This is a genomic window from Kineosporia sp. NBRC 101731, from assembly GCF_030269305.1.
GTDB lineage: Bacteria > Actinomycetota > Actinomycetes > Actinomycetales > Kineosporiaceae > Kineosporia.
In genome coordinates this window covers 530,344-555,450 of record NZ_BSTC01000003.1, presented here as the reverse complement: position 1 = coordinate 555,450, position 25,107 = coordinate 530,344, and the positions used below count along the sequence as shown (strand labels likewise).

Here is a 25,107-nt window from a genome sequence, read left to right as displayed (position 1 = left end):
GCGGCTCAGGCCTGCGCGATGTTCGCCACCAGCTCGGCGATGTGCGCGGCCCGGGCCTCGCGGGTGGAGGGCCGGCCCGGGATGCCCGGCCGGCTCTGCCAGGGTCGGGGGCCATCGGGTGAGCGGTACTCCACCCCCACAGCGTCCAGACGCAGCAGGTGGTGCTCCAGACGCTGCTCGAAGTCGGCGAAGTCGCGCTCGCCCGGGCTCCACAGCGCCTCGGCCACCGCGCACAGGCGCGGGTAGGCGAAGAAGTCCACGGTGCGCGGGCTGTCCATGTGCTCGGTCCAGATGTTCGCCTGGCCGCCGAGCACGTGCTTCGCCTCGTCGGGCGTCAGTTCCGGCGGCACCGGCTCGAACGCGTAGACGTCTTGCACGGTCAGGGGGATGGAGACCGGGATCGGCTCGCCGGGCAGCTCGGACTGCCGGTAGTCGAGGTACACCCGGTCGTCCGGGCAGGAGACCACGTCGTGCCCGCGCCGGGCGGCGGTGACCGCACCGGCCATGCCCCGCCAGGAGGCCACGGTCGCCCCGGGCGCCATGTCACCCTCGAGGATCTCGTCCCAGCCGAACAGCCGGCGCCCGGCCTTGGTCAGGTGATCGTCCAGCCGCCGCATGAACCAGGTCTGCAGGCCGGCCTCGTCGACGATGTCCAGCTCGACCATGCGCTCCTGGGTGCGCGGGTCGGCCTCCCACTGCTCGCGCGGGCACTCATCGCCGCCGACCCCGATGAACGTGGAGGGGAAGAGCCCCAGCACCTCGTCGAGAACGTTCGTGAAGAACTCGACCGTCGACTCCTCGACGTTCAGCACGTTCTTGTTGATGCCCCAGCGCGGCCACACGTCGAGTTGGCCCTGGTGCACGCCCAGTTCGGGATAGGCGGCCAGCGCCGCCTGCACGTGGCCGGGGGTCTCGATCTCCGGCACCACGGTGATGAAGCGCTCCGCGGCGTAGGCGACGATCTCGCGGATGTCGTCCTGGGTGTAGAAACCGCCGTGCGGGCGTCCGTCGTTCGGGGCATCCGGGCCGGCACCGACCTGCGACTCGTGCCGCCAGCCCCCGACCTCGGTGAGCCGGGGGTAGCGCTTGATCTCGATGCGCCAGCCCTGGTCTTCGGTCAGGTGGAAGTGCAGCGTGTTCAGCCGGTGCATCGCCATCAGGTCGATGAACCGCAGCACGTCGTGCTTGGGCATGAAATGCCGCGCCACGTCGAGCATCACGCCACGCCACCCGAACCGCGGCGCGTCGGTCACGATGACGGCCGGCACCTCCCACCGGGTGGAGGTGACGCGACCGCGCCGGAACACCGCGGGCGGCAGCAACTGCAACAGGGCCTGGGCGCCGTAGAACACACCCGCCGGACCGCCACCGGCGATCGTCACCCCACCGGACGTGACCGTGAGCCGAAAGGCCTCGGCGCCCAGGTCGTCCTCCATGTCCAGCTTGATACTGCCGTTCCCGCTCTCGCGCAACGGCAATCCGGTGGCGGGGCGCAGCGCGCCCTGCAGCCAGGTGAGGACGCCCTCGAGCCCTTCGGGGGCGCTGAGGGTGGTTCCCCGGTCGAGGACGAATACTCCCTCACCGACCGTGGAATCGACGGGACGCGGGATCAGCACGAGATCAACCCTTTACAGCACCGGCGGACATGCCGGCGACGAGATTGCGCTGGACGATGAGGAAGAAGATGACCACGGGCAGCGAGAACAGCACGGACGCCGCCATCTGGCCACCGTAGTCCGTCCCGGTGACCGGGTTCGTGAAGGAGGCCAGCCAGACCGGGAGCGTGTAGTGGCTCTGGTCCTGCATGAACGTGTAGGCGACCAGGTAGTCGTTCCAGGCCGCGATGAACGCGAAGATGCTCGTCGCGATCACGCCCGGGGCCACCAGCGGGAACAGCACGCTGAACAGGATCCGCCAGGTACCGGCCCCGTCGCAGCGGGCGGCCTCCTCGATCTCCACCGGGATGGCGATGAAGAAGCCCCGCATCACCCAGATCGAGAACGGCAGCGTGGTGGCCAGGTAGGCCAGGATCAGCCCGTAGTAGGTGCCCAGCAGGTTGGCGCTGTTGAACAACGCGAACATCGGGATCAGCAGGGCGGTGCCGGGCAGCATCTGCACCGCCAGGATCACCACCATGATGATCCGGCGGCCGGCGAACCGGAACCGCGAGAGGGCCGCGGCCGCGAAGATTCCCACGACGATGGCCAGCACCACCGTGGCGGCCACCACCATCACGCTGTTGCGCAGGTTGATCAGGAAGTTGTCCTGCGTGACCGCGGTGACGAAGTTGTCCAGCGTGGGGCTCGTCGGCAGGAAGTGCGGTGTGGTGGACAGCAGTTCCGGGCGCGGCTTGAAGGCGCTGTTGATCATCCAGTAGACCGGGAACACCCAGACCAGACAGAAGATCGCGGCCAGGGTGTTGGGGATCCAGCTGCGCCGCCTCACAGATCTTCTCCAGACTTCAGCAGGTTGCGGATGTAGAACGCGGTCAGTCCCAGCAGGAGCAGGGTCGTCACCACGGAGATCGCCGCGCCCTGACCGATGTGGAACCCGATGAACGCCGTCTTGTAGGTGAAGATGCCCAGGGTGGACGTGGCGTCGTCGGGACCGCCGCCGGAGAACAGCCAGATCTGGTTGAACACGTTGTAGTCCCAGATCACCGACAGGATCGTCACCAGCAGCAGGGTGGGGCGCAGGAAGTTCAGCGTGATCACCCGGTAGACGGTGAACTCGCTCGCACCGTCGAGGCGGGCCGCTTCCTGGTACTCGGTGGGCACCTGCTGCTCGGCCGCGTTGAGTGTGAGCGCGATGAACGGCACCGCCTGCCAGACGACCAGCATCCAGATCGCGGCGTAGGCGTGGGCCGGGTCACCGGCCCAGTTCAGGCTGGTGGTGTCACCGAAGATCCGCAGCTGGGCCAGCGCCCAGTTCACCACGCCGTAACCGGGCTGGAAGAGCCAGTTCCAGACCAGTGACGAGGCCACGTTCGGCATCGCCCAGGCCAGGATCAGCACGATCGTGGTGGTGAGCCGCATGACCTTGCCCAGCCGGGTGAGCAGGTGCGAGACCCCCATCCCGATCACCATGCTCCCGGCCACCATGGCGGCGGTGAAGAGCACGGTCCGCAGCAGCGACTTCCAGAAGTCGCCGCTGCCCAGCAGGGTCGTGTACTGGTCGACCCCGGTGTAGGCGAATTCCCCGGTGAACAGCGTCTTCTGGCTGTAGTCGGTGAACGACGTGTAGACCAGGTAGAGGATCGGCGCGATGGTGACCACGAGGATCACCAGGGCGGCCGGAGTCAGGAGCCAGAGCGGGGTGAAGTCGGGGCGGCGCCCCCGCGCACGAGGCGCGGGGGCGTCAGACTTGCTGGTCAGTACTGGCGGGGTCTTGACGGTCACAGCGTCTCGGAGAGGTGCGCGTCGAACTCCTTGGCGGCCTCCTCGGGCGTCTTGGACCCGGTGGCGATGGAGGAGAACAGCTCGTTGATGCTCTTGTCACCCTCGATGGTGGCCCACTGCTCGGCACCCGGGGTGGCCTTGGAGTTCAGCGCGGCGTTGAAGAAGCCCTTGAGCTGGTCGGACAGACCGGCCTGAGCGGCCTCGATGCCCTCGGTGCTGTTCGGGATCCAGCCGTCCTTGCCCACGACCCACTTGTCCTGGAACTCGGGGCTGACCGCGATCTTCGTCCACTGCAGGGCCAGGTCGACGGCGTCGCTCTTGGCCGCGATGCCCCAGTCCGAGCCACCGAGCATGGCCGGCTGCGTCTTGCCCGAGATACCCGGCAGCGGGAAGGTGCCGATGTCCTCGGACTTCATCTTCGGGTTGGTCTCGAGGATCTTCGCGATGCTGCCGGTGGTGGTCATGATCGCCGAGGTCTTCTCGTCGGCGAAGATCTGGTTCCAGTCCGGGTTGTCCGTGTCCAGCGCCTGCGAGGCCTTGCTGGAGTAGGTGTTCTGGAAGGTCTTGAAGTCGTTGAGGCCCTTGATCGCCTCAGGGCTCTCCAGGCCACCCGTCCACGTGCCGTCCGAGCTGGTGGCGATCTCCGCGCCCGCGTCCCACACCCACTGCATGCCGGCGGCCCACTGCTGGCCGGGCAGGTAGAAGGCGGAGAAGTCCTTGGCCGTGTTCTTGGCCTTGACCTTGTCCAGCGCGGCGGTGAGCTCGTCGTAGGTGGTGGGCGCCGCGTCGACCCCGGCGTCCTTCCACATCTTCTTGTTGTAGAGAACGGCGCGGGCGCCGGCGAAGCCCGGGACGGCGTAGAGCTTGCCGTCGATGGTGGCGGGCTCCTCCAGACCGGCCAGCCAGGTGCGGCCCTGGGCCAGGTCGGCCTTGTAGGCGGTGACGTCGACCAGGCCGCCGTTGGCGGAGAAGCTGGCCACCTGCGTGTTGCCCAGGTCGAGCACGTCCGGGGTGTTCGAGGTGGACAGTGCCGTGCTGATCTTGGTGGTGATGCCGTCCCACTCCTGGATCTGCACGTCCACCTGGGCGCCGGTGACCTTGGTGAACTCGGCGTTGATCGCCGCGATGGTCTCGGCGGTGTAGTCGCCGTTCATCGTCCAGATGGTGAGCGTCTTGCCGTCGCCCTTCACGGTGGGAACGGTCTTGGCCGCGCCGGTGTCGGCCGAGCCCGTGTCGTCGGAACTCGAACCACTGCTGGCGCAGGCGGTCAGGGTCAGAGCGGCGGCAATGCCGAGCGCGACGGTGGTGGTGTACCGGACGGAACGCATGGGACTCCTCAGGACGGTGCGCTGACGCGCGAAATGGGGGGCAGCCGGAAAGAAGGACGGATCAGGAGGCGAGCTCTGCCTCCACGGCAGTGACCACAGCGCCCAGAACGGCAGCGCGATGACCAAGTTCGGCGGGTAGTACCGAGATACGGTCCGCAGTCAGAGGTTTGGTGTAGCGCTCGACGGCGTCGCGCACGGCGTCGGCCAGATGGGTTCCCCCTCCGGCCAGATCGCCGCCGACCACGACGGCCTGCGGGGCGAGCACGTTGCAGAGGGTGGCCACGGACTTGCCGATGGCGGTGCCGGCGTCGCTGACCGCGCGGATCGCCGCCCGGTCACCGGCCGCCACCAGCCGGGCCAGATCGGGCGCCGCCCGGGCCTGGGGGTGCACCACCCGCAGGGCCCTCAGCACGGCGTCCAGCGAGGCCTGGCTCTCCAGGCACCCGCGGTTGCCGCAGCGGCACAGGTCGCCGAACTCCGAGACCTGCACGTGACCGAGCTCGCCGGCCCCGCCGTTGCTGCCGCGGTATAGACGACCCCCGAGCACCAGCCCGACGCCGATACCGGTCGACGCCACGACGTGCAGGATGTCGTTCAGCCCCAGCGCCGCACCGAAGGCGCGCTCTCCCAGCGCACACAGATCAGCATCGTTCTCGACGAAGGTCGGCAGGCCGGTGGCGGTGGCCAGCACCGGGCCCGGTGCCAGTCTCTGCCAGTTCGGCATGCGGGCCGAGACCACGTGCCCGCTGCCCGTCTCCACCACCCCGGGCACGGCCACGACCAGGCGCGAGACCCGGTCCCGACCACCTGCGGTGGTGTCGGCCAGTTCGTTGACCAGCTCGGCGATGCGGATCAGGCAGTCGTCGGCGTCCACGTCGACGGTCCAGACCCGCTCGGAGACCACGGCGCCGGACAGGTCACAGACGGCAGCCCGCACCAGGTCGTGGCCGATGTCGAGGGCGACGACCAGACCGCGGCCGCCCACCAGCTGCACCAGGCGACCCGGGCGACCGGTACGACCCGGACGACGATCGTCGAGACCGGCCTCGGTCACCACGCCCTCGTCGCTGAGCTCGGCGATCAGGCTGGACACCGTGGTCGCCGAAAGGTCGGTGAGCCGGGCCAGATCGGCGCGGCTGACCTCACCGTGCTCGCGCAGGAGGTCCAGCAGCCGACGGCGGTTCCTGGAGCGCAGCGCTCCCAGCCCCCGGGAGCCGGACAAGATTGACATGTCCGGAACTTTCACAGTTCCTTCAGTAGTCGTCAATAACCTGGTCGATATCGGTTCGACCGCTGGTCGTTAATAGCCTGTTTCTCAAATGTCTGGAGAAACTACGGGTCCGGCGCACGCACAGTGCCCAGCTTCCGCCCTGATTCATCGGGACTATGGACGAACATGGGCTCCAGCACGTGGGGGCACCCGTTCCCGGCCTTCGGGACGGGCAGGAACGACGACAGGGTGGAGCGGGTTGCCGGCTGTCATCAGCCGACCCCACGCTTTCCTCTACGCCCGACCTCAGCAGGCGGCGTTACCGTCGATCGAGATGACCGCCGGGCCGGGCCGGCCAGAGCCGGGGTACCGGTGGCGGTGGCCGACAGATCATCTGCAAGAAGCCGTTTTGCTACGGAGTTGCCCAATGCCTTGGGCCAGATGGCATTGCCACCTCGACTCCATGAATTGACCGGCGCGACAGCACTTCGCTGGGCATACCTCAGTGGCCCCCCGAGAACAGTCTTCGCGGAACCGGCCAAGGACGCGGATCGAGCCGACGGGGCGCCGGTGCGGGCCGAGCACGGCCTGCCCGAGCCGGTGAAGTACGTGGCCGGCCGCTGACAGCAGCCGCGACAACCGCCCGACCACCGCTACCGAGACCGGGCCTCCGGGATTTCGAACGGGACGAGTCCAGCTTCCGTATAGGTGTTTTCCCGTATCTTGAAACTCACAGCATCCATCTGACCAGGGGCTTTCCCGTGAGCGCCGATCGCGGCGTAGCTACCTGCGAGTAGACCGAGTACCGTCCTGGTGTCGCACCATTCACCTGGGGGGGAACGAATGTCTGCCGAGTTCGGGAGGCGATCCTGCGTCGTCGCCGGGATCGACCTGTCCGCGTCGAACGTCGAGGTCGCCCGCCGGGCGGCACGCGAGGCGCGACGGCGCGACATGCCACTCATCCTCGTCCACGCCCTGGGCGTACCGCCGCGCCCGGCGGGTTCGTCCCGGCCCGCCAACGCCTCGCCCGAGCTCCTGATCAGCACTGCGCAGTGGCTCGAGTCCATCGCCGAACCCCTGCGCGCCGAACCAGATTCGGTTCACGTCAGCACCCGGGTCATCCCGGGACGGGCCGACGAAGTCCTGATCGCCGAGTCGTTCACCGCTTCCCTCATGGTTCTGGGCGAGGACCGCGGCGGTGTCGTCACGGCCGAGGTCGGGCACCGGGGCTGCGCACCGGTCTTGGTCGTCGGCCCCGAGCTGATGCCGATGCTGGCCGTCAGTCGCCCCGGCCGGAAGGCGTAATCCGTTCTGTGGTGCGGTGAGGGGGTGTGCCGCCCGGCCGTGCGGCACACCCACTCACCGTCCGCTCAGCCGCCGAGCAGGGTGACGCTGTAGTCGAGCGTCGTGCCCGAGGCCGTGTAGGTGGCGCTCTGCCCGTTCTCGCAGTACGAGACGAACACGTTGCCCGGCACCGTGTCACCCGCGGTCGCACTGACCACCGGCCGCACATCCGCACCCGGCGCGATCTCGGTGGCGTTCAGGTCGATCGTGCGGGACTGGTTGATCGCGTACGTGTCGGTCGAGGCCGTCAGCGAACCCTCACGGGTGGACAGCGCGAACGACATGGTGAAACCGCCGTTGTTCACAACGGTCACCTTCTGTACACAGGGGGACGCCTGCGCCTGGGCGGCCGTGGCCGCCTGGGCTGCGGGGGCCCCGAGTCCGACCGCGGCCAGGGCCACGGCACCGGTCGCAGCGGCGCGCTGGGTGAAGAAGAGGTTGGTCAAGGCTGCCTCCATGTCAGATCCTCGTGACCGCAATATCCTTTTTGTTACATCACGGCCAGGGGCCACCCTTCCCCCACCGCACCACGTCTGCGATTCCAGATGTCCCCCGGCCAGCAGCCGCCGGGTGGCGCTGCGCACACGGTCCCGGATCCCTTTTCCGCCCGGTCCTGGCAGGCTGGGGTCAGCAGCCGGACAAAGGAGAGATAGTGCGCGCAGTTCGCGTGACGAGTACGGGCGGCCCCGAGGCGCTGGAGATCGGCGAGGTGCCGGAACCGGTCGCCGGACCGGGCGAGGTCCTGATCGACGTCGAGGCGGCCGGGGTGAACTTTCCCGATGTGCTGCTGAGCCGGGATCTTTACCAGCACAAGCCCGGGATTCCCTTCGTGCTGGGAGGTGAGGTGGCGGGCACCGTGCGGGAGGCGTCCCCCGATTCGGGGTTCGTGGCCGGTGACCGGGTGGCCGCGGCCACCGTGACGGGGGCGTTCGCCCAGACCGTCGCCGTGCCGGTGGGCATGGTCGGGCCGCTGCCGGGCAAGACCGGTTTCGTGACCGGCGCCTGCCTGCCGATGAACTACCTGACCATGTCGTTCGCGCTGAACACCCGGGCCGGCGTGCTGCCGGGCCAGACCGTGCTCGTGCACGGTGCGGCCGGAGGGATCGGCACAGCCACCGTTCAGCTGGCCAAAGCGCTCGGCGCCCGGGTGATCTCGGTCGTCTCGACGCCCGAGAAGGCGGAGTTCGTCAAGGAGCTCGGCTCCGACGAGGTGGTGCTGGCCGACGGCTTCAAGGACGCGGTGCTCTCGTACACGGCGGGCGCGGGGGTGGATGTGGTGGTCGACCCGGTGGGCGGCGACCGGTTCACCGACTCGCTGCGCTGCCTGGCGCCGCTGGGCCGCCTGCTGGTGGTCGGTTTCACCGAGGGCAGCATCCCGACGGTGAAGGTGAACCGGCTGCTGCTGAACAACATCGACGTGCGCGGCGTGGGCTGGGGCGCCTTCACGACGAAGTACCCGCAGGCCTGGCGGCGTGAGTGGGACCGGCTGATGCCCCTGCTGAAGTCGGGTGTGCTGGAACCGCCCGTGCACCGTATCTACTCGCTGGAGCGGGCTGCGGAGGCGATCGGCCTGCTGGAGGAGCGTGCGGTGTTCGGCAAGGTCGTCATCCAGCCCTGAGGTCAGTTCTGAAACCCCGCGGCGGGGTCATGAGGATCCGCTCATGACCCCGCGCAGGATCTCGACGTCGGCCAGGCTCAGCGGCACGAGCCCGTACCGCAACGCGTAACCCCCGTTCGGCGACGGTGCCGGTGCGGGTACGCGTCCGGAGCCGCATTCTCGGCCGGGTTCTGCGCATGCACGGGCAGGAACCGATGAAAGACGCTGTGCACGAAGGTGAATGGGTCGATACGGTTGTGCGGTTCCCGGCTCTGGTTGCGGCGCAGGCGCTTCTCGCGCACGGGACGACCTCGAGATCCTCGATCCCCCGGAACTGCGGGAGATGTTCGCCGATCTGGGCCGGCGGGTCAGTCGGCTCTACAGCCGGCGAACTCCCCGTGCAGCGGCCGCGAGCGTCAAGTGGCGGACCCTCGTGGTCACCGCGTGAGGGCATGGTGTGGAGGTCGCTGCCGTAGCGGTTTTCGCTAGTCGAGCGTGACCACGAGCTTGGTGGCGGAGACACCCTTGCGCTGCAGATCCATCGCGTGCTGCAGATCTTCCAGAGAGCTGCCGACGGTGGACGCCGGTGGCAGCGGCTGGTAGCGGCCCTGCGCGAGCGCGTCGGGCAGGAAGTCCCGGAAGATCGCGGTGGCCACCTCGTTCTTCTTGAGGTCCGACCCGATGACGAATTTCAGCCGCACCCCACGGCGCCAGGCGGCGCCCTGCCAGCTCACCATGCCACCGACCATCCCGGTCGCCGTGCGCAGCAGGGAGAAGCCGTTCTCGAAGGTCACGGGCGCCGTGACCATGGACACCAAGCGGTTGCCGTGGCACTTCCCGGCAATGCGGATGCAGGCCGGGGTCGATCCGGGCCCGACCGCCAGAGCCCCGGCGAACGTACGACCGGCGAAGGCCTCGACGATGTCCGCCTCGACCGTCGGGCTGCGGTAGTCGAACACCCGCGTCGCACCCAGATCCATCAGCCGGTCGGCGTTGTGCGGTGAGGCGGTGGTGATCACCTCGTACCCGGCGGCCACCGCCAGCTGGATCGCATTGGTGCCCACGCTCGTGGAGCCGCCCCAGACCAGCACCGTCTGACCCGAAGGCTGCGGTGTGGCGGTCGGGTGCGGCAAAGCCAGGTGGTCTTTCTGGAAGAGCGCGCAGGCCGCGGTGGAGAGCCCCAGGGGCAGCACCGCCGCGTCGACGTAGGACAGGCCCGGCGGCAGGGGGCTGGCCAGCCGTTCCTCGACCACCGCGTAGTGCTGGAACGCACCCTGGGCAGCGCTGTCGGCGTCTTTGTCGGTGCCGACCGACAGGGCCAGCACCCGGTCGCCGGGCTGGAACCGGGTCACGTCCGCCCCCACCTCGACCACCTCACCCGCCAGGTCGGCGCCGAGCACGGCCGGGTAGGTGAGCCAGGTGTAGGCCACCCGGCCGGCCAGCTGGATGACCCAGTCCAGCGGATTGAGGGCGACGGCGTGATTGCGGACAACGATCTGGCCCGGCCCGGGGGCGGTGTAGGGCGCGGGCCCGACCTCCAAGGGGCGGTGACGGGCGGGGATCCAGGCGGCGCGGTTGGACGGCATGACGACTCCTCGTGATTTCACTTGGTGCAATCAAGAGTGACATGCGACTGCACTAAGTGCAATCGCAGTAGGATCGGGGCATGGCACGGTGGGAACCGGACGCGCGTGGGCGTCTGCAGCAGGCGGCCATGGAGCTGTTCCAGGAACGCGGGTACGGCGAGGTGACCGTCGCGCAGATCGCCGACCGGGCCGGGCTGACCAAGCGCACGTTCTTCAACCACTTCGCCGACAAGCGCGAGGTCTTCTTCGCCAACGCCCAGATGTTCGAGGAGAGCGTGCTGGGCCACCTGGAGGCCGCGGCCCCCGATCTGGGCCCGATCGACGCGGTCGTCCTGGCCCTCACCCACGCCGGACTGGAACTGGCGCCCTACTACGAGTTCGCCAAGGCCCGGATCGCCGTGCTCGCGGTCACCCCGGAACTCCAGGAACGCGACCTGGTCAAGTCGGCCGGGACGGCTGTGGCGGTAGCTCAGGTACTGGGCCGCCGGGGTGTGCCGGAACGCACCGCCACCTTCGCCGCGCAGGCCGCCCTGTCGATCTTCTCGGTCGCCGCGGCCGAATGGATCACCCACCCCACGGCCGACTTTCCCGCGCTGATGCAGAAGGCACTCGGCGAGTTCCGCGAAAGTCTCTCCAGTGGCTAGAACCCTCTCCGACCTCTCCTGGACGTTCGCCGCTCACCCCCTGCACCCCTATGTTCGTGATCATGCAAAACCTCCCCGGGGAGGTTTTGCATGATCACGAACAAGAAGGGGGCCGACCCTCATGGCCCTCGCGCCAGGACTCTGGCCGCGGTCTACCGGGCTTTCGGCGAGGACGACGGCACCTCGCCGCTGTACCGGCGCATCGCCCTGGCCCTGAGTGCGTCGGACGAGGCCCTGCGGGCGATCGAGCAGGCGCCCGTTCGCCGCCGGCAGCCCGCGCTGATCCTGGCCGCGCTCCACGACCTCGCGCTCTCCGGGCAGGCCCCGGAGCTGGCCGAGATCTACACCGCTCCCGTCGGCCATGTCGCTCCGGACCACGACGACCCCGACGACCCCGACGACCATGTCCGGCCGACCCCGGAAAGCCATCCGCGACAACCCGATCCGGCCGCCGTCGCTGTGGGCACCTTGCTGCGCCAGAGCGCCGCGGTCGCCGCCATCGCTGCTGCCCGGCGGGTCCGGACACTCCAGACCGCCCGCTGCGCCGTGCTCTACCCGGCCGCGGCCGAGGCGGCCCACCGAGCCGGCGCCACGGCCGTGGCACTGATCGACATGGACTGCTCGACGGGCCTGAATCTCCAGGTCGACCAGTGCGGCATCGCGTACGACAACGGGCAGGTCCGGGGCGATACCTTGTCCCCGGTGCAGCTTTCGGCCCGCATCGTGGGCGACCGCCCCCTCCCCGAACGTGCTTTCCCCGAGGTGGTCACCCGGATCGGCATCGATCCCGATCCCCTCGACCTCTCCGCCGGCGCTCGGCCCGGTACCGGGTCACACACCGGCATCGACGCCCGCTCCGACCCCGACGACGCCCGATGGCTGCACGCCTGCCTGGCCCCCGACCGACCCGGCCAAGCCGCTGACCTCCGGGCCCAGCTGACACTGGCCGCCCGCACGAAACCGCACCTTCTTCGGGGCGAGGCCCTCGACCTGCTCCCCGACGCCCTCGCGCAGGTGCCCACCGGCGTCCTCCCGATCGTCACCACCACCTGGGCGCTGTCGCGTCACCGGCCCGAGAAGCGACGCCGTTTCCGGCAGCTCCTCGAAGAGGCCGGGCGCCCGGTCGCCTGGGTGTCGGCGGAGGGGGTGGGCGTGGCTCCGGGCATCCCGACCTTCGGCGACCGGCCCGCCTCGGGCCACAGCATCGTCGGGCTGGCGCTGTTCGGCTCGTCACCGCACTCCGAGGCCCTGGGCCGCTGCTGGTCCCGAGGACGCCTGCTCTCCTGGACGGCCGGCTAACCCATGAGCTCCACGAGCCGCTCGCGACACCAGTCGTACTGCGTCGTGGTGGTGTGCCCGCGGTAGTTCGTCTCGATGATCATGATGAGCACCAGGTACAGGCTGTACAGCCAGCGCCGCTGCCGCTCGTCGTCGGTGAAATCGCCCCACCCGTAGCCCCGCAGGAAGGCCGCCGGGTCACCGAAGGCCCCCGGCAGATCCAGCCCGACGAAACCGGCCTCGATCAGCGGGTCCCCGTAGAAAGCCCGTTCGTGGTCGATGACGCTGACGATCCTCCCGTCGCGTACCATGGCGTTGTTGGGGAACAGGTCCCACTCCACGAAGCGCGGTTCGGTCACCGCGTCGAGGGTGCCGGCCCGGGCCGCGATGGCCTCCCGCACCACGTCGTACCCGTACCCCAGGTCGACGCCGCGACGCTCGCCGTCTCCCAGCACACCCTCGAGCAGGCCGGTGAAACAGGCCCGCCAGGTGGGGTGCCCCGGCCCCTCCAGCGCACCGAACCAGGGCCCGCGCACCTCGTTGAGCTCACGGTTGAGAGCGCCGACCGCCTCCCGGTAGGTGTTCTCGTCCTGCGGCGACAGACTTCCCTCCTGCCGCAGGATGCCGAAGTTGTCGGCGTCCACGTAGGACATGAAGAAGTAGTCCGCGTCGCACAGTTCGTGGCTACGATCGGCGAAGTCGACGGCCGGGACCGGCACCTCGGTCTTGTCCCGGATCAGTTGCAGCGCAGCTAGTTCCGTAGCCATGGCCGCCCGCTCGTAACTCATCACCTCGATGTGCGGCGGCGGCGCGATCTTCAGCACCACCGACCGGCCGTCCACGAGCCGGATCCGGTAGACCACGTTGAACCACCCGTGACCCAGTTCCTCCACCCAGTCGTCCCCCGCGGGCACCATTCCGGCCCCGTAGGCGCGGGCGGTCATGGCCCGTAGCGTGGCCGGTGACTGCCGGTTCTTCGTGATGCTCTCCACCAGATCTCCACCTCTCCCGTTCCGGTCGCCCGGTGAGACTGATCATCAGACCACCGACTCATCAGACCACCGACCGGATCCGCACCACCAACACCGACCCGAGCACGCTGACCAGGGCCGCCAGCAGGTACAGGCCGGTGTAGCCGAGGCCCAGGCCCAGCACCCCCGCCGCCAGTACCGGGGCGAGCACCTGGGGCAGGGCCGTGGCGATGTTGATGACCCCGAGGTCCCGGGCGCGGTCGTCGGCCGTGGGCAGCACCTGGGTCACGAGAGCGAAATCTACCGCGGTGTAGGCGCCGAAGCCGACGCCCAGTGCGACCGCTCCCGCCCAGACCGCCGGCATCGGCGGGCCCAGGGTCGAGGCCAGCGTCGGGGCCAGGGCGAACAGCAGCAGTGCGGCCGCCGTGATCAGGCCCGACCAGATCACGAAGACCTTGCGCCGCCCGGCCCGGTCCGACCAGTAGCCGCCCACGGACGCCGTCACCACCGTGCACAGGCCGTAGACCGCGGTCAGGGCGAAAACCGTTCCGTCGGCCTCGTCGTCGGGCAACCCCACCGCATCTTTCAGGTAGTACAGCAGGTAGAGGATGAGCAGGGCGTTGCCGAGGTTCATCAGGAACCGGGTGATCCAGGCCCAGCCGAAGTCCGGGTGCCGGCGCGGTGACACCCAGAAATCCTTCAGAGCCAAGGGTGGACGTTCCTCCCGCCCGATGGCCCGGTCACGCGCGTTGAGTGCGTAGGGAGTCGTGGTCACGACGAGAACCCCGGCCAGGGTCAGGTATCCGGCGGCGGTACTGCCGGTGGCGGCCGCGATCCCGGTGCCGCCCACGACGCCGAGGGTCTGGGCCACGGCGAGCGCTCCCCCGACACCGCCGCGCTCGCCGGCCGGCACCTGGTCGGGCACGGTCGCGGTGATCGCCGCGAGCATGGCGTTGAGGGCGGCCTGGGCCAGGGCCCAGGCGAGGGTCATCTCCAGGATCGAGCCGGCCCCCGACAGCAGCAGCATCGCGACCACCCCACCCGCGGCGCCGCCGAGCACCCAGGGCAGGCGACGACCCCGGTGCAGGGTGGTGCGGTCGGAGAAGGCGCCCCAGACCGGGTTGAGCACGGTCGACACGGCGGCACCGACCCCCGTCACCAGGGAGAGCGCCGCTTCCTTGTGACCGGGCGCGAGAGCCTGGGCCTGTTCGGCCAGCAGCACCTGGATCGGGCCGAACAGGCCGGACCACATGCCGATGCTGACCAGGACCAGCCCTGCCACCCAGGATCGGGGAACCTCCCGGCTCACGGCGCGGTTTCGCGGTGGGCCCGGATCTTCTCGGCGTACCAGGCGAAGGATCGCTTCGGGGTGCGCACAAGGGTCTCGAAGTTCACGTGCACCAGGCCGAACCGCTGCGTGTACCCGTCGGCCCACTCGAAGTTGTCCAGCAGCGACCAGCAGTAGTAGCCGCGTACGTCCACCCCCTGGTCCACCGCGTCGGCGACGGCCCGCAGGTGCGCGTCGAGATAGTCGATGCGGGCCTGGTCGTCCACCACGCCGTTCTCGTCCGGCCCGGTGGCGTAGGAACAGCCGTTCTCCGTCACGATCACCGGGGGCAGGTGCGGGTAGCGGTCTTTCAGGTCGACGAGCACGTCGGTCAGGCCCTGGGGCACGACCGGCCAGCCGAAGTCGGTGGTCGGGTGGCCGGGTACCCCGGTGTACTCGAACGGCAGCGGGGCACCGGACGGGGCGGCCCGCACACCCGCGGGGTTGTAGTAGTTCACGCCGTAGAAGTCGAGGGGTGCGCCGATCAGGGCCAGGTCGTCCGGGCCGGAGTTGTGCGGTTCCAGGCCCTCGGGATAGCGGCCCAGCAGGATCGGGTCGGCGAACAGGCGGTTCCACAGCACGTCGAGGGCCTGCGCCGCCGCCGCGTCGTTCTCGCTGCCGGTCGCCGGCCAGACCGGGAAGTGGTTGGTCGCGGTGCCGACCGCCCCCGTTCCCCGAGCGCGAATGGCCTGCACGGCCAGGCCGTGGGCCAGGAGGGCGTGGTGCACGGCGGGCAGCGCGTCGAACAGCAGGCCCCGGCCCGGCGCGAGTTCGGTCTGCGCGTAGCCCTGCAGCGTCATGACGTTGGGCTCGTTCACCGGGCACCAGTGGGTCACCCGGTCGCCCAGGCGCCCGGCCACGATCGCCGCGTACTCCCCGAACCGCAGGGCCGTGTCACGCATCAGCCAGCCACCCGCGTCCTCAAGCCCCTGGGGTAGGTCCCAGTGGTAGAGCGTGGCCATCGGCGCGATCCCCGCCTCCAGCAAGCGGTCGACGAGCTGGTCGTAGAAGTCCAGACCGGGGCCGTTGACGGGGCCCGAGCCGGTCGGCTGGATCCGGGGCCAGGCGACCGAGAACCGGTAGCCCCCGGCGCCGAGTCGCTTCAGCAGCTCGAGATCTTCGGGCCAGCGGTGGTAGTGGTCACATGCCACCGCGCCGCTACTGCCGTCGGCGATGCGTCCCGGTTGCGCGGTGAAGGTGTCCCAGATGCTGCGACCCCGGCCGTCCTCGTCGACCGCGCCCTCGATCTGGTAGGCCGCCGTGCTGGTGCCGAACACGAAGTTCCGTGGCAGTTTCACTGGCAGGTTCACTGCGCTCCCCGGGGCCGTCGCCGTCCATGATCACGTCATCGCCGCGACGATCTTCCCTTTCGTCACCGGTAGCTGTCCATGACGGACGGTCATCGAACGTGGCTCGGGTATGCTCCGGTGGCCCGTGTCACCCCAAGGTCTCGAGAAGCGTGAACGACAGCAGCACCGAACGCCCGTCCATCACCCCGGGCCGCATCTTCCATCTGGTGGCATCGTGCGTGGTGCTCGGCGCGGGCGTGGCGCTCTTCCTCCTCGCCTCGCTCGGGTCCGACGGCTACTCCACCCTGATCAGCGGCATCACCGACACGAGCGGTCTGCCGTTCATGGTCGTGAACATCTCGGTCGGTGTGGTCTTCGTGATCATGGCCTGGCTCCGCGGCACCCGCCCCGGCCTCGGCACAGTCACCCAGCCGGTCGTGGTCGGGCTGACCGTGTCCCTGCTGCTGGCCTGGCTGGACACCCCTGACAGCATGGCGACGCGGATCGTGATGCTGATCGCCGCCGTGCCGGTGCTGGCCATCGGAGTCGCCGGCTATCTCGGTAGCGGCACCGGTGCCGGTCCGGCCGAGGCCGCCGCCCTGGCCTGGGACCCGCCCGTGCCGTTCCGCTGGAGCTACAGCATCCTTCAGGGCGGCGGCGCGCTGGTCGGCTGGTTGCTGGGCGGAGCCGTGGGGCCGGGCACGATCCTGGTCATCCTGGTGCTGGGCCCGGCCATCGACCTGGCCACCCGCCGGGTGCCCGGCCTGGTCCACGACCGCGCCACCCAACCTGCCCTCTAGGGGCGGCGGGCGACCACCTCGTCCGTTGCTCCCGGACGCACGAGCTCCAGCGCGCCGTCCGCGCCCACCCGAACCGTGGTGGTCGCGTGGTGTGTGACCGTGAGGTCGCGGGCCGTGTCGCCGTCCACGACCAGGCAGTCCGGACCGAACATGGTGGACGCGTCCCGCGCGGTCGGGGCAGGTGGACTCCCGGTGCGGTTGGCACTGCTGACGTACAGCCGGGGGAACTGCGCCAGCGCCGGGCCCAGCGGTTCCCAGAGCGTGCCGAAGAGCAGGGCGAACCCGTCGCGCACCGCCGGCCGCAGCCAGGGCGGCAGGACGTCCGGCGCGTGCACCGGCACCAGGGCTGTCACCAGCTCGTTCCGCAGCAGGTCGAGCGCCCGGGCCCGGTCCGGCGCCGGCAGCCGGATGCCTTCCGCGACCTGGTCCCAGACCTCGTCGCCCCGCACCCAGACCGCTACCTCCTGGGTCTGCGGGCGCTGCTTGGCCGCGTTGACCACGTCCGGAGCCGTCGCGGCGACCACGTAGGTGAGCGGGCTGGGGTTGGGCAGCACGACGGCGCGGCCTGACCGCAGCGTCTCCGGCACCCGATCGAGACCGGGCCAGTCCGGCTGGCTCGGCTGGCTCGGCTGGCTCGGCTGGCTCGGCATCAGGAGGCGTGCAGGCCGTCGAGGAAGTCGGCGAACTGCTCCCGCTCCACGACGGCCCGGCCGGTGCGGTAGGCCCGGTGCTTCACCCAGGTCAGCGCGAGCGCGGCCCGGGCCGCATCGAGATCGTGACCGAGCTCGGCCGCGACGGCCCGCACCACCCGGCCGCTGGCCAGATGGGTCAGCAGCACCCGCGGCCGCAGCCCGAGCACCGTCTCCGGGTCGAAGGGCTGGTAGACGTCCGGGGCGGCGAACGGTGTGCCGGTGGAGATCGTGCCGACCCCGCTGCCCACGATCGGCGTGGTCACGCTGATCGGCACCCCGGTGCCCCGGGACACGGCGTCCGCGAGGCCCGGAAGCAGCGTGAGATCGGGCTGTTCCCACCATGGGTCGGCGTCGGGGCCGAGCACGGCCGCGGTGGTCTCCTTCTCGTAGGCCAGCAGGAACAGCAGCTGCTCGGTCGCGGCCAGCCCGGAGCGCTCGGCGATGCCGAGCCAGGAGCTCGCCAGCACCCGGGCCCCGGCCTGGGCGGCGGCCACGGTGTTCGCCAGGCCGAGTCCCAGGTCGTTGTGGAAGTGCGTGCCGAGCACCACCTCCGGCCCGCATACTCACCGATCCGGGTGACCGCCCGCTGCGCGAGACCGGGCAGCCACTGCCCGATCGTGTCGGCGAGCACCATCACGCCACCGCCCGCCGCGGTCATCCGCGCCGCGCTGTCGGCCACCAGCCGGGGGTCGGCACGGGGCACGTCCACGAAACAGACGTCGACGGCCGTCCCGGACGCCTCGTCCACCGCCGTGCGCACCAGGTCCAGCCCTTGTTCCAGAGCCTGCTGCGGGCTCTGATGGGTCATCGCCCCGGCGGTCGGCCCCGAGGACGGCAGGATCACCATGATCCGGCCACCCGGCACGCCCCGCATCGTGTCCAGCGCCAGGCGCACATCGTCAGCGGTGCCCCGGCAGACCGCCGAAGGGCTCACCCGGTCGGCGCTCTCCAGGGCGACCCGGCGGGTGATCTCCCGCTCCGGCTCGGCCACCGAGGGGAAACCGGCGGCGAAAATCACCTGCCGGGGACCGGAATCACCGAAGATGCGCCCCTGTTCACGGGCGATCGCCGTGCGCAGCACCGCCCCCATGAAAGTCTTGGCCTGGGCCCCGTCGCGAGCCGACTCCTCGAACACCACGACCTTTCCGGCCCGGGCGGACTCGACGATCTGATCAGACATGAATCTCCTTCCGAACCAGTGCAAGGGATCCTAGTGAACTGGTAAACATCCATGCCAGAACACCTTTCGGGGGACGTGCCGACGGCGCCGAATATTCCCGAAATCACCGCTGGCCAACATCTTTCGCGTGGCACTGTGATTCGCGAAATATCGCCGTAACATTTATGGTTAGCTTGACGTGGCGACGGTGCCTCCACCCAGAACCCGATCCGCCTCCACGCCCGGCTCCGCGCGAACCGGGCCGGAAAGGAACCTCGTGCTTCCCGCAATACCCGCCGTGGCCGGCTCCCAGACGGCAACGGCGGCGCAACCGTCCCCCTCACCGACACCCACCCAGCTGTGGCACCAGGTCTCCGACGCCGCGCAGGACGGCCCGGACGCCTTCACCCAGCTCCTGCTGCGCGCCGGTGACACGCTGCTCCACTTCACCCTCAAGGCCGTCGTCCTGATCGCGCTGCTGCTGGTGGTCCGGCTGATCGCGCACCGCCTGCTCAAGGCCGTCGCCGACCGCATCGCCACCAGCGCCTCCCCCGGTCACGGCAGCCTCCGGACGCTGTGGCAGACCGTCCGGCGCCGCACCGACACCGGCGAGGAAGCCCTCACCGAACGACGCAAGCAGCGGGCCCGGGCCATTGCCTCGCTGCTGTCCCATCTCACCTCCGCCGCCCTGGCCATGATCGCCGTCCTGCTCTTCGTGCAGGGCACCGGGCTCTCGAAGGCCGGGGTCTTCACCGCCGGCCTGCTCGGCGTGGTCGCCGCCGTCAGCGCCCAGGGCCTGGGCCGCGACATCATCGCCGGTCTCTTCGTCCTCGCCGAAGACACCTACGGCATCGGCGACTACATCGACACCACCCTCGGTGCCACCGGTGTGGTGGAGGAGATCGGCCTGCGCACCACCCGGCTACGCGGCCGCGACGGCACGATCTGGCACGTGCGGCACAGCAAGATCGACCGGCTCGGCAACCGCACCCAGGCCCAGTCGCACCTGACGCTCGACATCCGGGCGGGCTTCGGCGACGCCTCCCCCGACACCAGCGCCGCCGGCCGCCTCGCCGCCGCCGAACGCGTGGTGCGGATGAGCCTGGACCGCCTCGACCGTGACCTGGCCTCGGCCGCCTCACCGAACCCGCTGAAGGCCGGCGCGGTCGCCGGCACCCTCGCCGAGATCCTGCCGGTCCTGGTGCCCGGCGCCCGGCAGAAGGCCTTCGCCACCCTGGCCACGGTGACCTCCGCTGCCGAGACGGTCGACACCCAGCCCCTCGCCTTCACCCCCAAGGACCTCGACGACCTGGCCCATCTGCGCGACCTGCTCGAAGACGCCGACGTGCCGGTCCTGACCCAGAGCCACCTGGCCGGCCTGATCAACGCCGGCGACGACCACGTGGTGCTGCGCGTGACGGCCCGGGTGTCCGACACCTCCCGGCAGCAGGCCCTCGCGGTCCTGCGGCGCCGGCTCTTCCTGGACCTCAACGCCGCGGGCTTCTCGGCGTCGTTCACGGTGCCGGGGCCGGAGGAACTCTGAGCGCCTCCCTACAGGGCCACGGCTCCCACGGCCGCCGCCGCGATCACCACGGCCCACGCCGGTACCGGCCAGCGGGTGAGCAGCACGAACGCCGCGACGGCGAGGGCCAGCGCCCGGGCCGAGGTGATGCCGTCGGTGAAGACCGGGTCGTAGAGGGCGGCCGCGAGCAGACCGACCACCCCGGCATTGACACCCATCAGGGCCGCGCGGGCCGAGGGCACGTGCCGGAGCGACTGCCAGAACGGCAGCACACCGACGACGAGAAGTGCCGCGGGCAGGAAGATGGCCACCAGCGCGACCAGGGCACCGGGAACTCCGTCGGCGATCGCCCCCAGATACGCCGCGACGGTGAACAGCGGACCGGGAACGGCCTGGGCCGCACCGTAACCGGCCAGGAACTCGTCGTGCCCGACCAGTCCCGCCGGCACCAGACCCGATTCCAGCAGGGGCAGCACCACGTGGCCACCGCCGAAGACCAGGGCACCGGCCCGGTAGAAGATCCCGAAGAGCCGGGGCAGGATCGGCACGGCGACCAGGAGCACGAAGAACGTGGCCAGCGACCCCAGGGCCACGCCGCGCGGCACCCGCACGTCCGGGAAGTCCTCCTCCTCACCGGCCTCACCGGTGGCAGGCGTCGCGGCGTCCGGCCGCAACCAGACCAGACCGGCCAGCGCGGCCGCGGCGATGATCGCCGGCTGGGCCCAGGCCTGCGGGGCCAGCAGCGCCGCGACGGTGGCGGCCCCGGCGACGGTGGCCCGCGGGCGGTCGGGAGCCAGTGAGCCGGCCATCCCCATCACGGCCTGGGCCACCACGGCGACGGCCGCGGCCTTGAGACCGAGGATCCATCCGGTGCCGGTGGAGCCCCCCAGTTCGGTCACCGCGTAGGCGAAGGCCATGAGCAGGACCGCGGACGGCAGGGTGAAGGCCGTCCAGGCGGCCAGGAGCCCGGCGAAGCCGGCGCGTTGCAGCCCCAGCGCCATACCCACCTGGCTGGAGGCCGGCCCCGGCAGGAACTGGCACAGCGCCACCACGTCGGCATAGGCCTGTTCACTCAGCCAGCGGCGACGCACCACCAGCGCCTCGCGGAAGTAGCCCAGGTGCGCCACCGGCCCACCGAACGACGTCAGGCCGAGCTGCAGGAAGACGCGGAACACCTCACCGGCCGAACCGGGGTGCCGGGGTGGTGCCTCAGTCATGCCGCGCAGTCTGACCGGCCGCCGGCGTTCGCTCAACCGCGCGCCGATGGACCCCCGGCAAACATCTCCCTAAGTTGGGCATCATGCCGGACTGGTTTCTGCAGTGCCCTCGATGCTCCTGGCGCGGGGAGATCGTCGCCGCGATCGACCCCTGCCCCCGCTGCCGGGCCGACGGCATCGCGATGGCGCCCGAGGTGACGCGCACCGGACCGGCCACCACCCCGCGTGACCTGCTGTTCCCGGTCGATCAAGCGGTCACGCTGGGCGAGGGCGACACCCCGCTCGTCGCCCTGCGCAACTCCCCCGGTGTCTTCCTCAAAGACGAAAGAGCCAACCCCACCGGCTCGTTCAAAGACCGGATGGCGAGCGCCGCGGTCTCCTGGGCCCTCTCCCACGGGTACGACACGGTGGCGCTCGCCTCGACCGGGAACGCGGCCCTCTCGGTCGCCGCCTACGCGGCCTCGGCCGGGCTGCGCTGTGTGGTGCTGGCCAAGGAGGGCGGGGTGGTGCCGGGCGTGCTGGAGCCGCTGCGGGCCATGAACGCCGAACTCCACCTGACCAACACCTACGCGGCCCGCTGGGACGCTCTCGCCCACGGCGTCCACCATCAGCAGTGGTTCCCCGTCAGCAACTACCAGAGCCCACCGGTGAGCAGCCACCCGGTCGGGGTGCGCGCCTACCGCTCCATCGCCTACGAGATCGTCGAGCAGCTCGGCCGCACCGCCCCCGAGCAGGTCGTGATCCCGGTCTCCCGCGGTGACGCGCTCGCGGCGCTCTGGGCCGGTTTTCAGGAGATGCACACGCTGGGGTGGATCGAACGCCTCCCGAGAATGCTCGCCGTGGTTCGCCTTCCGAGCCTGCGTGACGCCCTGCTCGGAGGGCTGGAACAACCGCAGACCACCCCCGCCGACGGTCCGGTCGAGGCCGTCTCCATCAGCGACCCCCTCGCCACGGCGATGGCGGTGCGGGCCGTGCGCGAGAGCCGCGGTGACGTGCTGGTCGTCGACGACGACCAACTGCGAACGGCCCGGGCGCAGGCGTATTCGCGGGGCTGGCCACTCGAGCTGTCCTCGGCGGCGGTTCTCGCGGGCATCGGGATGACGGACGAGGCGGGCACCACGGTCGGTCTGGTCACCGCGGCCGGCTCCCGGTGAACAGACCGGTGATCAGCGCAGCTCACCGCCCCGGTCGCGCACCATCTCCCGCAACTGGCTGAAGACGCGTCCACTGCCGATGCCGTCGTGCTCGAACTCGTTGGTGACCCAGGCCTGCGCGTTCCCCAGCCGGCTCAGGGTGTCGCGGGAGAGGTCCGCGTCCACGAACACGTCGTCGGCGTACACCGCCGCAGCCAGGGGCACCTCGTTCGCGGCCAGAACGGCCGGGTCGTACAGCGGCGACCAGGTCTGCTGCTCGGCCAGGGCATGCATCGCCGGGGCGAACGGCCGCAGCAGGGCAACCTCCTCGAACAGCCAGGGGAAGGCCATCTCCGAGGTGAACAGCAGCGGCCGCCGGTCCTCGCCGAACTCGGGCCGCCGGTCGCGTTCGCGCTGCGCCGACCAGCGGAACGGCCCGTTCGCGCCGTCCCCGTAGATCGTCTCCTGCAACGTCCAGAACAGCGGGTTGCCGGCGTTGGACGTCTTCAGCAGCACGGTCTCGAGGAACGCGTCGCTGAGCCGGCCGCCGGGCAGCAGCCCTTCGGAAATCAGCCAGTGCAGCCGCTGGTGGCCCGGCCCGAAGCCCAGGTCGTTGCCCAGGGTCTGGAAGCGCCGCACCGACAAGGGCGAACCGTCGGGCAGTTTCACGTCACCCGCGGCCAGGATGTCGGCGATGGCCGAGACCGTCTCGACATCCTGGGGGTAGCGCCGGTAGAAGTCGGCCGTCTTCCCCGCGACCCGGGTGAACGTCCGGCGGTACACCTCGTCGGGATCCGCGGGCGTGCCCGGGATGCCTCCACAGACGTAACCCGCGCTGAGCGCCTCGGGGGCCATGGACAGGTAGGTGAGCGTGATCCAGCCGCCGAAGCTCTGCGCCAGGGTGGCCCACTTCTTCCCGTCGTACCGGGTCGTGCGCACGTGTTCCAGGTCACGCACGATCGAGTCGGCGCGGAAGTTCAGCAGGTGGTCGCCGGCCGCGCGACCGTCCGGGAACGCCGAGATCACGGTGCCGTCGATCGGTGTGCTGCGACCGGTACCGCGCTGGTCCACCATCACCACGCGATAGTGCGGCAGCGCCTCGGCCAGCCAGCCCGACAGGCCCACCGGCCGCGGGTTCGCACCGCCGGGGCCACCCTGCAGGAACGTCAGCAGGGGCAGGTCGTCGTGCCGGCGGTCGGGATCGACGTACTCCCGCACGAACACCTGGATGCTCTCACCGTCCGGATCGGCCCAGTTCAGCGGCACATCCACGAAGAACTCGCGCACCCAGGCGCCGGGCTGGGGGTATTCGACCAGGCTCATGGATGCAGCCTGCCATCCCGGTCCTGGACACGCCGGGCCGGGTCGGACAGGGTCAGACAGGTCTTCTCGCGCAGGCATACTTCTCGATCGCGTCCATGTCCTCCGGCCGCAGGCAGCGGGAGTCGTCGGGCGCCAGGAGCAGGGCGCCGCACCCCTCGAGTTCCTCGCGCACCGGGCCCTGGGCCGGGATCGCCTCGTCATCGGTCCAGATCAGCCGGTGCCCCGCCCGCACGACCGCGAGCGCGGCCCGCACCTTCAGCTCCCCGACCCGTTCCCGGGAGGTGTTGTCGCCGCGGGGCAGAGCGAACGCCGGCGGCACCCCCTGCAGGTCGTACAGATTGTTGAGGCGCCGGGTGTGGCAGGCCCAGGTCGTGGCCCACCGCAGGTCGACCTGCCGGGTCTGGTGCAGCCCGCGGATGCGCCGGATCAGCTCGGGCGCGTACCGGATGCGGTACTCCACCCCGTTGGCCTCGAGCGACGTGGTGCGCGGCGCCCGCACCCAGCCCGGCCGGATGCCGTTGATGACGCCGTCCATGTCCAGCAGCCAGATCGGCACACCCGGCGCATCCATGCCCGAGATGGTGACATACCGGGCATCCTGCCCGGCGCTCAGGGTGCAGAATTCTCAGGGCAGGAGATACATCCGGTTCGGCACCAGGAACGTGCGGCGGGCGTGGCCGCCGTCCAGGTCCGACTGCTGATCACCCACGTTCGCCACCAGGTCCCACCCCTGCGCGGCCAGATCGGCCCGCACCCCGGATTTGAAGACCACCGTGCTCAGCCCGCCGGCGGGCTTGGTGAACAGCCCGGCCGGCTCCTCGTAGCCCTGCTCACGGAGGTTGCGCAGGGTCACGTCCCGCAGCGGGTCGGGACGGCTGGTGATGTAGAAGATCGTGAACCCCTGCGCGGCGGCCCAGCTCGTCAGCTCCGGCATCCCGGAGACGGCTTGCGGCCGGCACCCCAGCAGGTACTGAACGAACGGCCCCTGCGTGTACCCGTCGAAGTCGCACGAGGCGCCGTAGTCGTAGCTGCTCAGCGCGGTGTCGTCGACATCCAGCACCAGGGCGGCACGCTCGGTCGCCATGTGGTCGCCGAGATGATGGTGGACGTCTTCCAGCACCTTTCGCAGGTCGCCCGAGTAGGCGGAGTCGGGCGAGATCCGGCCCGAGCCGTCGTCGCCGTAGTACTCGCGCACCTCGCCGGCGGGATATCCGGAGGGCACGATGTGCAGCGCCCGCCGCAGCCCCTCGGTCAGCTTCGTCATGTCCGTCATCGCCTCGCGGCCTCCG

The 25,107-nt window shown here is 70.3% G+C and carries 25 protein-coding genes and 1 pseudogene; 9 read left to right on the top strand and 17 right to left on the bottom strand.

The genetic code is table 11. From position 1 onward, the window contains the following. Positions 1-5: 5 nt before the first annotated feature. The 5 genes from QSK05_RS12440 to QSK05_RS12420 all read right to left on the bottom strand — a co-directional run bounded on the left by QSK05_RS12440 (position 6) and on the right by QSK05_RS12420 (position 5,957). On the bottom strand, positions 6-1,616 hold the full coding sequence (locus QSK05_RS12440) for a beta-N-acetylhexosaminidase (protein WP_285597295.1): 1,611 nt from the start codon (positions 1,614-1,616) through the stop codon (positions 6-8). 4 nt (positions 1,617-1,620) lie between these two features. Next, on the bottom strand, positions 1,621-2,445 hold the full coding sequence (locus QSK05_RS12435; protein WP_285597293.1) for a carbohydrate ABC transporter permease: 825 nt from the start codon (positions 2,443-2,445) through the stop codon (positions 1,621-1,623). Then, positions 2,442-3,398, bottom strand: coding sequence for a carbohydrate ABC transporter permease (locus tag QSK05_RS12430; RefSeq protein WP_285597292.1), 957 nt, complete (start codon positions 3,396-3,398; stop codon positions 2,442-2,444). Before QSK05_RS12430 ends, QSK05_RS12435 begins: the two co-directional genes overlap by 4 nt. Beyond that, on the bottom strand, positions 3,395-4,726 hold the full coding sequence (locus QSK05_RS12425) for an extracellular solute-binding protein (RefSeq protein ID WP_285597291.1): 1,332 nt from the start codon (positions 4,724-4,726) through the stop codon (positions 3,395-3,397). Before QSK05_RS12425 ends, QSK05_RS12430 begins: the two co-directional genes overlap by 4 nt. Positions 4,727-4,787: 61 nt before the next feature. Further along, entirely contained in the window at positions 4,788-5,957 is a 1,170-nt protein-coding gene (locus QSK05_RS12420) for an ROK family transcriptional regulator (RefSeq protein ID WP_285597290.1), read from the bottom strand. 447 nt (positions 5,958-6,404) lie between these two features. Between QSK05_RS12420 and QSK05_RS12415 the strand changes: the two genes are divergently transcribed. After that, positions 6,405-6,560: a hypothetical protein gene (locus QSK05_RS12415; protein ID WP_285597289.1), complete on the top strand. Its 156-nt coding sequence runs from the start codon at positions 6,405-6,407 to the stop codon at positions 6,558-6,560. Between the two features lie 219 nt (positions 6,561-6,779). Beyond that, the gene (locus QSK05_RS12410) at positions 6,780-7,241 is read left to right on the top strand and encodes a universal stress protein (protein ID WP_285597288.1); all 462 of its coding nucleotides are present in this window, start codon (positions 6,780-6,782) and stop codon (positions 7,239-7,241) included. 65 nt (positions 7,242-7,306) lie between these two features. Here QSK05_RS12410 and QSK05_RS12405 read toward each other — a convergent pair whose 3' ends face one another. After that, positions 7,307-7,738 (bottom strand): hypothetical protein, encoded by a 432-nt coding sequence (locus tag QSK05_RS12405; protein ID WP_285597287.1) that lies wholly within the window; start codon positions 7,736-7,738, stop codon positions 7,307-7,309. A gap of 194 nt (positions 7,739-7,932) precedes the next feature. Here QSK05_RS12405 and QSK05_RS12400 point away from each other — a divergent pair, with 194 nt between their 5' ends. Then, entirely contained in the window at positions 7,933-8,898 is a 966-nt protein-coding gene (locus QSK05_RS12400) for an NADPH:quinone oxidoreductase family protein (protein WP_285597286.1), read from the top strand. A gap of 464 nt (positions 8,899-9,362) precedes the next feature. Here QSK05_RS12400 and QSK05_RS12395 read toward each other — a convergent pair whose 3' ends face one another. Then, complete coding sequence (locus QSK05_RS12395; RefSeq protein WP_285597285.1) at positions 9,363-10,463, bottom strand: zinc-binding alcohol dehydrogenase family protein; 1,101 nt, start codon at positions 10,461-10,463, stop codon at positions 9,363-9,365. A gap of 80 nt (positions 10,464-10,543) precedes the next feature. Here QSK05_RS12395 and QSK05_RS12390 point away from each other — a divergent pair, with 80 nt between their 5' ends. Further along, on the top strand, positions 10,544-11,107 hold the full coding sequence (locus tag QSK05_RS12390; RefSeq protein ID WP_285597284.1) for a TetR/AcrR family transcriptional regulator: 564 nt from the start codon (positions 10,544-10,546) through the stop codon (positions 11,105-11,107). 90 nt (positions 11,108-11,197) lie between these two features. Then, complete coding sequence (locus QSK05_RS12385; RefSeq protein ID WP_285597283.1) at positions 11,198-12,406, top strand: DUF2332 domain-containing protein; 1,209 nt, start codon at positions 11,198-11,200, stop codon at positions 12,404-12,406. Here QSK05_RS12385 and QSK05_RS12380 read toward each other — a convergent pair. The 3 genes from QSK05_RS12380 to QSK05_RS12370 form a co-directional block, all read right to left on the bottom strand. Continuing rightward, positions 12,403-13,377 (bottom strand): phosphotransferase family protein, encoded by a 975-nt coding sequence (locus QSK05_RS12380; RefSeq protein ID WP_285597282.1) that lies wholly within the window; start codon positions 13,375-13,377, stop codon positions 12,403-12,405. The two genes, QSK05_RS12385 and QSK05_RS12380, sit on opposite strands and share 4 nt — an antisense overlap. Before the next feature lie 61 nt (positions 13,378-13,438). After that, positions 13,439-14,638, bottom strand: coding sequence for an MFS transporter (locus QSK05_RS12375; protein WP_285597281.1), 1,200 nt, complete (start codon positions 14,636-14,638; stop codon positions 13,439-13,441). A 23-nt stretch (positions 14,639-14,661) separates the two neighbouring features. Next, positions 14,662-15,981: a GH1 family beta-glucosidase gene (locus QSK05_RS12370; protein WP_285597279.1), complete on the bottom strand. Its 1,320-nt coding sequence runs from the start codon at positions 15,979-15,981 to the stop codon at positions 14,662-14,664. A 161-nt stretch (positions 15,982-16,142) separates the two neighbouring features. Between QSK05_RS12370 and QSK05_RS12365 the strand changes: the two genes are divergently transcribed. Beyond that, complete coding sequence (locus tag QSK05_RS12365; RefSeq protein WP_285597277.1) at positions 16,143-16,772, top strand: YczE/YyaS/YitT family protein; 630 nt, start codon at positions 16,143-16,145, stop codon at positions 16,770-16,772. On the opposite strand, the gene QSK05_RS12360 is transcribed toward QSK05_RS12365, so the two are convergent. From QSK05_RS12360 to QSK05_RS36330, 3 genes and pseudogenes are all read right to left on the bottom strand, one after another. Next, positions 16,769-17,422, bottom strand: coding sequence for a hypothetical protein (locus QSK05_RS12360; protein WP_285597276.1), 654 nt, complete (start codon positions 17,420-17,422; stop codon positions 16,769-16,771). The genes QSK05_RS12365 and QSK05_RS12360 overlap by 4 nt on opposite strands. Beyond that, on the bottom strand, positions 17,422-18,009 hold the full coding sequence (locus QSK05_RS12355; RefSeq protein ID WP_285597274.1) for a hydroxymethylglutaryl-CoA lyase-like TIM-barrel protein: 588 nt from the start codon (positions 18,007-18,009) through the stop codon (positions 17,422-17,424). Before QSK05_RS12355 ends, QSK05_RS12360 begins: the two co-directional genes overlap by 1 nt. Positions 18,010-18,095: 86 nt before the next feature. Continuing rightward, positions 18,096-18,416, bottom strand: a pseudogene (locus QSK05_RS36330) (2-isopropylmalate synthase); the annotation flags it as partial. On the opposite strand from QSK05_RS36330, the gene QSK05_RS36630 reads away from it, so the two are divergent. Both QSK05_RS36630 and QSK05_RS12345 read left to right on the top strand, forming a co-directional pair. Continuing rightward, entirely contained in the window at positions 18,310-18,636 is a 327-nt protein-coding gene (locus QSK05_RS36630) for a hypothetical protein (protein WP_285597272.1), read from the top strand. The pseudogene QSK05_RS36330 and the gene QSK05_RS36630 overlap by 107 nt on opposite strands. 264 nt (positions 18,637-18,900) lie before the next feature. Further along, entirely contained in the window at positions 18,901-20,166 is a 1,266-nt protein-coding gene (locus QSK05_RS12345) for a mechanosensitive ion channel family protein (RefSeq protein ID WP_285597270.1), read from the top strand. An 8-nt stretch (positions 20,167-20,174) separates the two neighbouring features. Here QSK05_RS12345 and chrA read toward each other — a convergent pair whose 3' ends face one another. After that, positions 20,175-21,362, bottom strand: a complete 1,188-nt coding sequence (chrA, locus tag QSK05_RS12340) for a chromate efflux transporter (RefSeq protein WP_285597268.1) — start codon at positions 21,360-21,362, stop codon at positions 20,175-20,177. 83 nt (positions 21,363-21,445) lie between these two features. Here chrA and QSK05_RS12335 point away from each other — a divergent pair, with 83 nt between their 5' ends. Continuing rightward, complete coding sequence (locus tag QSK05_RS12335) at positions 21,446-22,516, top strand: pyridoxal-phosphate dependent enzyme (protein ID WP_285597266.1); 1,071 nt, start codon at positions 21,446-21,448, stop codon at positions 22,514-22,516. Positions 22,517-22,528: 12 nt separating this feature from the next. Here the strand turns inward: QSK05_RS12335 and QSK05_RS12330 are convergent, their stop codons facing one another. From QSK05_RS12330 to QSK05_RS12320, 3 genes are read right to left on the bottom strand one after another with little or no spacing between them, the layout of a single operon-like run. Continuing rightward, entirely contained in the window at positions 22,529-23,818 is a 1,290-nt protein-coding gene (locus QSK05_RS12330) for an alpha/beta fold hydrolase (protein WP_285597264.1), read from the bottom strand. 52 nt (positions 23,819-23,870) lie between these two features. After that, the gene (locus tag QSK05_RS12325; protein WP_285597262.1) at positions 23,871-24,389 is read right to left on the bottom strand and encodes a hypothetical protein; all 519 of its coding nucleotides are present in this window, start codon (positions 24,387-24,389) and stop codon (positions 23,871-23,873) included. A gap of 54 nt (positions 24,390-24,443) precedes the next feature. Further along, positions 24,444-25,091 carry an HAD family acid phosphatase gene (locus tag QSK05_RS12320; protein WP_285597261.1) on the bottom strand — a complete coding sequence of 216 codons (648 nt, stop codon included), beginning with the start codon at positions 25,089-25,091 and terminating at the stop codon, positions 24,444-24,446. Between the last annotated feature and the right edge of the window lie 16 nt (positions 25,092-25,107).

Coding starts and splice junctions, on each gene's coding strand:
- QSK05_RS12360 (WP_285597276.1), bottom strand. CDS start 17,422: ATGCCGAGCCAGCCGAGCCAGCCGAGCCAGCCGAGCCAGCCGGACTGG.
- QSK05_RS12410 (WP_285597288.1), top strand. CDS start 6,780: ATGTCTGCCGAGTTCGGGAGGCGATCCTGCGTCGTCGCCGGGATCGAC.
- QSK05_RS12420 (WP_285597290.1), bottom strand. CDS start 5,957: ATGTCAATCTTGTCCGGCTCCCGGGGGCTGGGAGCGCTGCGCTCCAGG.
- QSK05_RS12385 (WP_285597283.1), top strand. CDS start 11,198: ATGATCACGAACAAGAAGGGGGCCGACCCTCATGGCCCTCGCGCCAGG.
- QSK05_RS12405 (WP_285597287.1), bottom strand. CDS start 7,738: ATGGAGGCAGCCTTGACCAACCTCTTCTTCACCCAGCGCGCCGCTGCG.
- QSK05_RS12395 (WP_285597285.1), bottom strand. CDS start 10,463: ATGCCGTCCAACCGCGCCGCCTGGATCCCCGCCCGTCACCGCCCCTTG.
- QSK05_RS36630 (WP_285597272.1), top strand. CDS start 18,310: ATGATCCGGCCACCCGGCACGCCCCGCATCGTGTCCAGCGCCAGGCGC.
- QSK05_RS12325 (WP_285597262.1), bottom strand. CDS start 24,389: ATGGATGCGCCGGGTGTGCCGATCTGGCTGCTGGACATGGACGGCGTC.
- chrA (WP_285597268.1), bottom strand. CDS start 21,362: ATGACTGAGGCACCACCCCGGCACCCCGGTTCGGCCGGTGAGGTGTTC.
- QSK05_RS12335 (WP_285597266.1), top strand. CDS start 21,446: ATGCCGGACTGGTTTCTGCAGTGCCCTCGATGCTCCTGGCGCGGGGAG.
- QSK05_RS12320 (WP_285597261.1), bottom strand. CDS start 25,091: ATGACGGACATGACGAAGCTGACCGAGGGGCTGCGGCGGGCGCTGCAC.
- QSK05_RS12330 (WP_285597264.1), bottom strand. CDS start 23,818: ATGAGCCTGGTCGAATACCCCCAGCCCGGCGCCTGGGTGCGCGAGTTC.
- QSK05_RS12425 (WP_285597291.1), bottom strand. CDS start 4,726: ATGCGTTCCGTCCGGTACACCACCACCGTCGCGCTCGGCATTGCCGCC.
- QSK05_RS12390 (WP_285597284.1), top strand. CDS start 10,544: ATGGCACGGTGGGAACCGGACGCGCGTGGGCGTCTGCAGCAGGCGGCC.